Origin of the sequence: Thiopseudomonas denitrificans (assembly GCF_002866065.1) — a bacterium.
GTDB lineage: Bacteria > Pseudomonadota > Gammaproteobacteria > Pseudomonadales > Pseudomonadaceae > Thiopseudomonas > Thiopseudomonas denitrificans.
In genome coordinates this window covers 404,287-411,115 of sequence record NZ_LNJZ01000003.1, presented here as the reverse complement: position 1 = coordinate 411,115, position 6,829 = coordinate 404,287, and the positions used below count along the sequence as shown (strand labels likewise).

Annotated in this window: 6 protein-coding genes; 3 read left to right on the top strand and 3 right to left on the bottom strand. The window is 55.7% G+C overall.

Going from position 1 to position 6,829, the window contains the following annotated elements:
• The first annotated feature begins 203 nt into the window (after window positions 1–203).
• On the top strand, window positions 204–932 hold the full coding sequence (locus AR306_RS03165; protein WP_101496090.1) for a phage integrase N-terminal SAM-like domain-containing protein: 729 nt from the start codon (window positions 204–206) through the stop codon (window positions 930–932).
• A gap of 96 nt (window positions 933–1,028) precedes the next feature.
• Here the strand turns inward: AR306_RS03165 and fba are convergent, their stop codons facing one another.
• From fba to epd, 3 genes are all read right to left on the bottom strand, one after another.
• Window positions 1,029–2,084, bottom strand: coding sequence for a class II fructose-bisphosphate aldolase (fba, locus tag AR306_RS03160; protein WP_101496089.1), 1,056 nt, complete (start codon window positions 2,082–2,084; stop codon window positions 1,029–1,031).
• 425 nt (window positions 2,085–2,509) lie between these two features.
• On the bottom strand, window positions 2,510–3,667 hold the full coding sequence (locus AR306_RS03155; protein ID WP_101496088.1) for a phosphoglycerate kinase: 1,158 nt from the start codon (window positions 3,665–3,667) through the stop codon (window positions 2,510–2,512).
• Window positions 3,668–3,670: 3 nt separating this feature from the next.
• Window positions 3,671–4,717 (bottom strand): erythrose-4-phosphate dehydrogenase, encoded by a 1,047-nt coding sequence (gene epd, locus AR306_RS03150; protein ID WP_101496116.1) that lies wholly within the window; start codon window positions 4,715–4,717, stop codon window positions 3,671–3,673.
• 219 nt (window positions 4,718–4,936) lie between these two features.
• Here epd and AR306_RS03145 point away from each other — a divergent pair, with 219 nt between their 5' ends.
• Entirely contained in the window at window positions 4,937–5,158 is a 222-nt protein-coding gene (locus AR306_RS03145; RefSeq protein ID WP_101496087.1) for a penicillin-binding protein, read from the top strand.
• Between the two features lie 234 nt (window positions 5,159–5,392).
• Window positions 5,393–6,829, top strand: a complete 1,437-nt coding sequence (locus AR306_RS03140; protein ID WP_101496086.1) for a DUF3375 domain-containing protein — start codon at window positions 5,393–5,395, stop codon at window positions 6,827–6,829.

Here is a 6,829-nt window from a genome sequence, read left to right as displayed (position 1 = left end):
TCTAACATGCATTAGATCGCCTTCCACATAAGCCAATCATCGTGAAAGCGGTATAACCCGATGCAACTAAATTTTGATTGCCCGATTAGACCATGGGGATCAATCCGTTACAAGATCATACTTTTTGGTAGATTATTTTCGCTTGACCCGCCTTGCCTTCACCAGCAAGATACTGTTTATCCATACAGCAAAAGGAAATTGCTATGCCCCAGACACCCAAGCCTGCACCCAAGCTGCGCGATCAGCTGCATGCAATCATTCGTACCAAACATTACAGTCTGCGTACCGAAAAGACCTACTGGTACTGGATACGCTATTTCATACGGTTTCATCGACTCCGCCACCCCCGCGACATGGCCGAAGCAGAAGTAGCCCAGTTTCTGACCTGGCTGGCGACACACAAGAACGTGGCGGCGGCCACCCAAAACCAGGCGCTCAATGCGCTGGTATTTCTTTATAAGCACATTTTGCAACAGCCTTTGCAGCATATCGACGGCATTGCCCGTGCTAAAAAGCCCCGCAAGTTGCCTGTGGTGCTGTCCCATGCGGAAGCCATATCCGTCATTGGCCAGCTGCCACACCCTCACCGGCTGATTGCTTCGCTCATGTATGGAGCTGGCCTGCGCGTCAGCGAAGCCTGCCGTTTACGCATCAAGGATGTGGATTTTAATCTGCACAGGCTGGTGATACGCAGCAGCAAGGGTGGTAAAGACCGCACGACCTTGCTGCCCCAGACGCTGTTTACAGAGCTTGAAGAGCTGATAGCGCAACGGACTCACCAACATGCCAGCCAGTCCGGCATGCCAGCACCTGTTACGTTGCCTTATGCGCTGGCTGACTCAGTTTTCCTACACCCTCAAATACGAAGGGCCTCAAAGCCTCAGCACCCATGCCGAAACTTGCTTCGGTGCGGGTGCGTAGCTGCAGCATAGTTCTTGACCAACCCCACCTCACCATACAACCAACCAGCCACAAAAAAAGGCCATACAAAATTGCACAGCCTTTTTGTTGGATACTGCCAAGTATGCTTACTTGTACAGCTCGCCGCTTTCGTAGCGCTGGAACATCACTTCCAGTGAAACCGGCTTGATCTTGTCGGCATGGCCGGCTGCACCAAAGGCTTCGTAGCGGGCGATAGCAATGTCACGCATGGACTTGACGGTTTCGGCCAGGTATTTGCGCGGGTCGAATTCGCTCGGGTTCTGCGCCATGAAGCGGCGTACCGCACCAGTAGCAGCCAAGCGCAGGTCGGTGTCGATGTTGACCTTGCGCACGCCGTGCTTGATGCCCTCGACGATTTCCTCGACCGGTACACCATAGGTTTCCGGAATCTCGCCGCCAAACTCGTTGATGACTTTCAGCCACTCCTGCGGAACCGAGCTGGAACCATGCATTACCAGGTGGGTATTGGGAATGCGGGCGTGGATTTCCTTGATGCGCTCAATGGCCAGAATATCGCCAGTGGGTGGCTTGGTGAACTTGTATGCACCATGGCTGGTACCGATGGCGATGGCCAGTGCGTCAACCTTGGTCTTGGCGACGAAATCGGCAGCTTCTTCCGGATCGGTCAGCATCTGGTCCATGGACAATGTGCCCTCGGCACCGACGCCGTCCTCTTCACCGGCCTGTCCGGTTTCCAGGCTGCCCAGCACACCCAGCTCACCTTCGACAGACACACCACAGGCGTGGGCCATTTCAACGGTACGACGGGTGACGTCGACGTTGTATTCGTAGCTGGCCGGGGTCTTGCCGTCGGCCATCAGCGAGCCGTCCATCATCACCGAGCTGAAGCCCAGCTGGATGGAGCGCTGGCACACGGACGGACTGGTGCCGTGATCCTGGTGCATACAGACGGGAATATGCGGGAATTCTTCGATTGCAGCCAGAATCAGGTGGCGCAGGAAAGGCGCACCGGCGTATTTGCGGGCACCGGCAGACGCCTGGACGATGACCGGAGAGTTGGTCTTGTCGGCGGCTTCCATGATGGCGCGCATTTGTTCCAGGTTGTTCACGTTGAATGCTGGCAAGCCGTAGCCGTACTCGGCGGCGTGGTCCAGCAGTTGGCGCATGCTAATCAGGGCCATGATATTACTCCTGTAGTCGTTGAATCTTTTTCTTACGGGTGCTTTGAGCCAACCGTAGTGGACAAGGGCAGTAACTGCGCAAAGACGCCGCAAGTACGTCCATGTAGGCTCTGCGCCGCCATCCATGGCGGCACAAGCTTTGCTCCGTTACCGCCCTTGCCCTCTTAAATTTCGTGCAAGCCGCACCCTTTTTTGGGGGGAGTGGGTGTGGCTGCTTGTTTTGTGTTTTACCTGCCACCTTTTATATTGCGGCGGGTCGCTTTTGCTTTTTCTCTCTTCCCACACGGCATGATGCTATTGGGCTGTGGTGGGTGCGTTGTGCAAAGCCTTGGCGACATGGATGTCGCCATGGAGCCTACAGGGATGTATTCACGGCGACTTTGCAACAATGCACCCACCACATCCCTGGCACAATGCCAAAAAAATCACCCTCTTTGTTCCAGCATCTCTACAGCCGGCAGGACCTTGCCTTCGACAAACTCGAGGAAGGCACCACCGCCGGTGGAAATGTAGGAAATCTTGTCGGCCACGCCAAACTTGTCGATGGCAGCCAAAGTGTCGCCACCACCGGCAATGGAGAAGGCATCGCTGGCGGCAATGGCTTCGGCCAGCACCCTGGTGCCACCGGCAAACTGGTCGAACTCGAATACGCCAACCGGACCGTTCCACAGCACGGTTTTGGCGGTTTTCAACAGTTCGGCGAAGTTGGCAGCGGTTTGCGGGCCGATATCCAGAATCATGTCGTCTTCGGCGACATCGGCAACCGCCTTGACGGTGGCCTCGGCATCAGCGGCAAAGGCCTTGGCCACTACCACGTCAACCGGCAGCGGTACGCTGACCTTGGCGGCAATCGCCTTGGCGGTATCGACCAGCTCGGGCTCGTACAGCGACTTGCCTACTGGCAGACCGGCGGCAGCAAGGAAAGTGTTGGCAATACCACCACCAACAATCAGCTGATCGCAAATTTCGGACAGGCTATTCAGCACATCCAGCTTGGTGGAGACCTTGGAGCCGGCAACGATGGCGGCCATCGGCTTGGCCGGCTTGTCCAGCGCCTTGCCCAGGGCTTCCAGCTCGGCGGCCAGCAGCGGGCCGGCACAGGCCACCTTGGCGTGCTTGCCGGCACCATGGGTGGAGGCCTGTGCACGGTGGGCGGTGCCGAAGGCATCCATCACGTATACATCGCAGAGCGCGGCGTATTTTTGTGACAACTCGTCGGTATTCTTCTTCTCGCCCGGGTTGAAGCGTACGTTTTCCAGCAGAACCACTTCGCCCGGCTTGACCTCGACACCATCGAGGTAATCACGCACCAGTGGCACTTCACGACCCAGCGCTTCGCCCAGGTAAGCGGCAACAGGTGCCAGGCTGTTTTCTTCACTGAACACGCCCTCTTCCGGACGACCCAGGTGTGAGCACACCAGTACTGCAGCGCCTTTTTCCAGCGCCAGGCGAATGGTTGGCAGGGAGGCAACAATACGTGCATCACTGGTGACTTTGCCGTCTTTTACCGGCACGTTCAGGTCTTCACGGATCAGTACGCGCTTGCCGGACAGGTCAAGATCGGTCATTTTCAAAACGGTCATGCATCAATCCTTGGTTAGGGCTGTAGAAGTCTGTAAAAAATGGCTGGCAACATCCAGCATGCGGTTGGCAAAGCCCCATTCGTTGTCAAACCAGGCAACCAGGTTAAGCAGCCTCGGGCCACACAGGCGGGTCTGACTGCCATCGATGATCGCCGAATGCGGATCGTGGTTGAAATCACAACTGGCATGGGGAAATTCTGTGTAGTTTAGCAAACCTTTAAGTGGTCCGTGCTGCGCTGCATCGCGGAATAATGCATTGATGGCTTCTACGCTGGTATCACGGGCACATTGCACCGTGATATCCAGACAGGACACGTTTACCGTCGGCACGCGCATGGCCTTGGCCTGGACCTTGCCGGTCAGCTCCGGCAACAACCGCTCGATGCCGCGTGCCAGCCCGGTGGAAACAGGAATCACCGATTGAAATGCCGAACGGGTGCGACGCAGGTCCTCATGGTGGTATGCATCAATTACCGGCTGGTCATTCATCGCGGAGTGAATGGTGGTGATCAGCACCTGCTCGATGCCCACGGTTTCATGCAACAGTTTGAGAACCGGCACACCGCAGTTGGTGGTGCAGGAGGCGTTGGAGACGATGTGTTCACGGCCACTGAGCTGCTGATGGTTGACGCCATAGACAACGGTCGTGTCGGCATCTGCGGCACTGTCCATCGGCTGGGAAAACAGGATGCGGGGCACCCCCGCCGCCAGAAAGCGCCCTGCCTGTTCACGACGGGTATAGACTCCCGAGCACTCGATCAACAAATCGATATCCAGCCCTGCCCAGTCGACCTGCTCCGGCTCCTGGTGGCGCAGCACCTTCACGCAGTCGCCATTCAGATGCAGGCAATCGCCATCAACCCGGATATCACCGGGGAAGCGGCCATGGGTGGAGTCAAAACGGGTTAGGTACTCGATGCTGGCCTGATCGGCAATATCGTTGAGGGCCACAATGCTGAAATTGGTGTCGTAGCCGCGCTCGTATAGCGCACGCAGCACGCAGCGCCCGATGCGCCCATAGCCGTTCAATGCAACGCGATATTTTGACAATGCTTTTTCCTTGACCTGCGCCGGATGTGACCGGCAAATGCCGGGCAGTACCTTGTTTTCAATCAAGAGATGTTACGTCATTTCAGCATGGATTTCCTGCCTTTTGACCGGGCCAAACAACGCATTCGCCCCGCTTGCCACAGAAGCATGCCGGCGCATCCGACCAGCCTGTGCCATACTGTCACGCCACGATTCATGACTTGCCTACGGAGAAACAGCATGCCCGCCAAACTGGACGAAACCGTACTGGACGCACTCAAGATCGCTTTCAGTTACATGCCCAATGCCATTGAAGTTACCCGCTATGAATATGGCGACCGCCACCTGCTGGTGCTGGAACATATCAACGCAGTCAAGGAAGTTCTGCTTGAGCACGGCATTGATCCGGATGAAGTATATGGCGAAGTGCATCCGGATGACTCGCCAAATTCGATGTACTGAGCAAATCTGCCTCACAGATTAACCGTGTTTTTCGGCTCGCCAAGGGATAGCCTGGATGGCCTCATCCACATAAAGCCTGGCGCTGGCTCAAAACAGAAGCCCCCCGACAACCTATGCAAACTTCAATGTTTTCATTGGTTCATCTCAGCTTCCCTGTAGGGCTGACAAATTCGTAGTCTGTATAGATAATTACCTTTCAACACTTCATTGCTCAGGTAACAACACTAGGCTTCCATGGATTATCAACAGCTATTTTCCTTGCGTCAGCATCACCCAGCCTGGCGTTTGCTGCGTGCCGACCACGCTCCGCTGATCCTGTGCTTTCTGCACCAGGCCTTTGTCGCCCCCAACCAGCGCAGTCTGGAGCAGGCAGAACTGGCCTCCCAACTGGACGACTTGCTCTACAGCCTGCATCAGGCGCACAACGAAATCCTGTTTCCACGCGAAGCAACTGCTTATCTGGATGACTGGGCCGACAACAGCAATGGCTGGTTGCGCAAGTTTTATCCACAAGGCAGTGACGAGGCGCATTACGAACTGACAGCCGCAACAGAAAAGGCGGTTGAGTGGCTCGCCAGTCTGGGCAAAAGGCAGTTTGTGGGTACTGAATCACGCCTATTAACCATTTTCGACCTGTTGCGCCAGATGGTTGAAGGCAGCGAAACCGACCCGCAAACCCGTATTGCCGAACTGCAAAAGCGCAAAGCTGCGCTGGATGTGGAAATCCGGCGGATCAAGGATGGCCAGCTAGAGTTGATGGATGACACCAGAATCCGTGAGCGTTTTCTTGAGGTCAACAAAAACGCCGATAGCCTGTTGTCTGACTTTCGTGAAATTGAGCAGAACTTTCGCGATCTGGATCGTGAAGTCCGCGAGCGTATCGCCACCTGGGACGGCAGCAAAGGTGCCTTGCTGGAAAGCTTTTTTGGTGAACATGATGCCATTGCCGATTCCGACCAAGGACGCAGTTTCCGCGCTTTCTGGGAGTTTTTGATGTCGCCCTCGCGCCAGGAAGAACTGTCCGGCCTGCTGCAAAAAGTTTTTGAAAATCAGGCAGTGCAAAGCCTGGAGCCGGATCAGCGTCTGAAGTACATTCACTACGAATGGCTTAAAGCGGGCGAAGTAGCCCAGCGTACAGTGGCGCGTCTGTCCGAGCAGTTGCGCCGTTATCTGGACGATCAGGCCTGGCTGGAGAACAAGCGTATCATGCACCTGCTACGCGATATTGAAGGCAAGGCATTGAGCCTGCGGCAACAGCCGCCGGACAAAAACCTTGTCAGTCTGGATGATGTACGGGTCGAACTAAACCTGCCGCTGGATCGCCCGCTTTACAGTCCACCGCTCAAGCCACGCATCGCTACCCAGGTACTGCTGGAGGGCAGTAGCGATGGCGATACTGATGCCCTGTTCAACCAGATTCACGTTGATAAAGCACGTTTGCTAGCAAATTTACGCTTGGTACTGCGTCAACAGACGCAAATCAGCCTTGGTGATTTACTCAAGCAACACCCGCTGCAACAAGGGCTGGCCGAGCTGGTCACCTGGCTGGAACTTGCCACGGCAGACAACCGCAGCGTCATTGACGAGCAGCAAACCCAGCTTATTCAATGGGTTGACGAACAAGGCCGCACACGCCGTGCCAGTGTGCCCCTGATAATTTTTAGCCGGTAA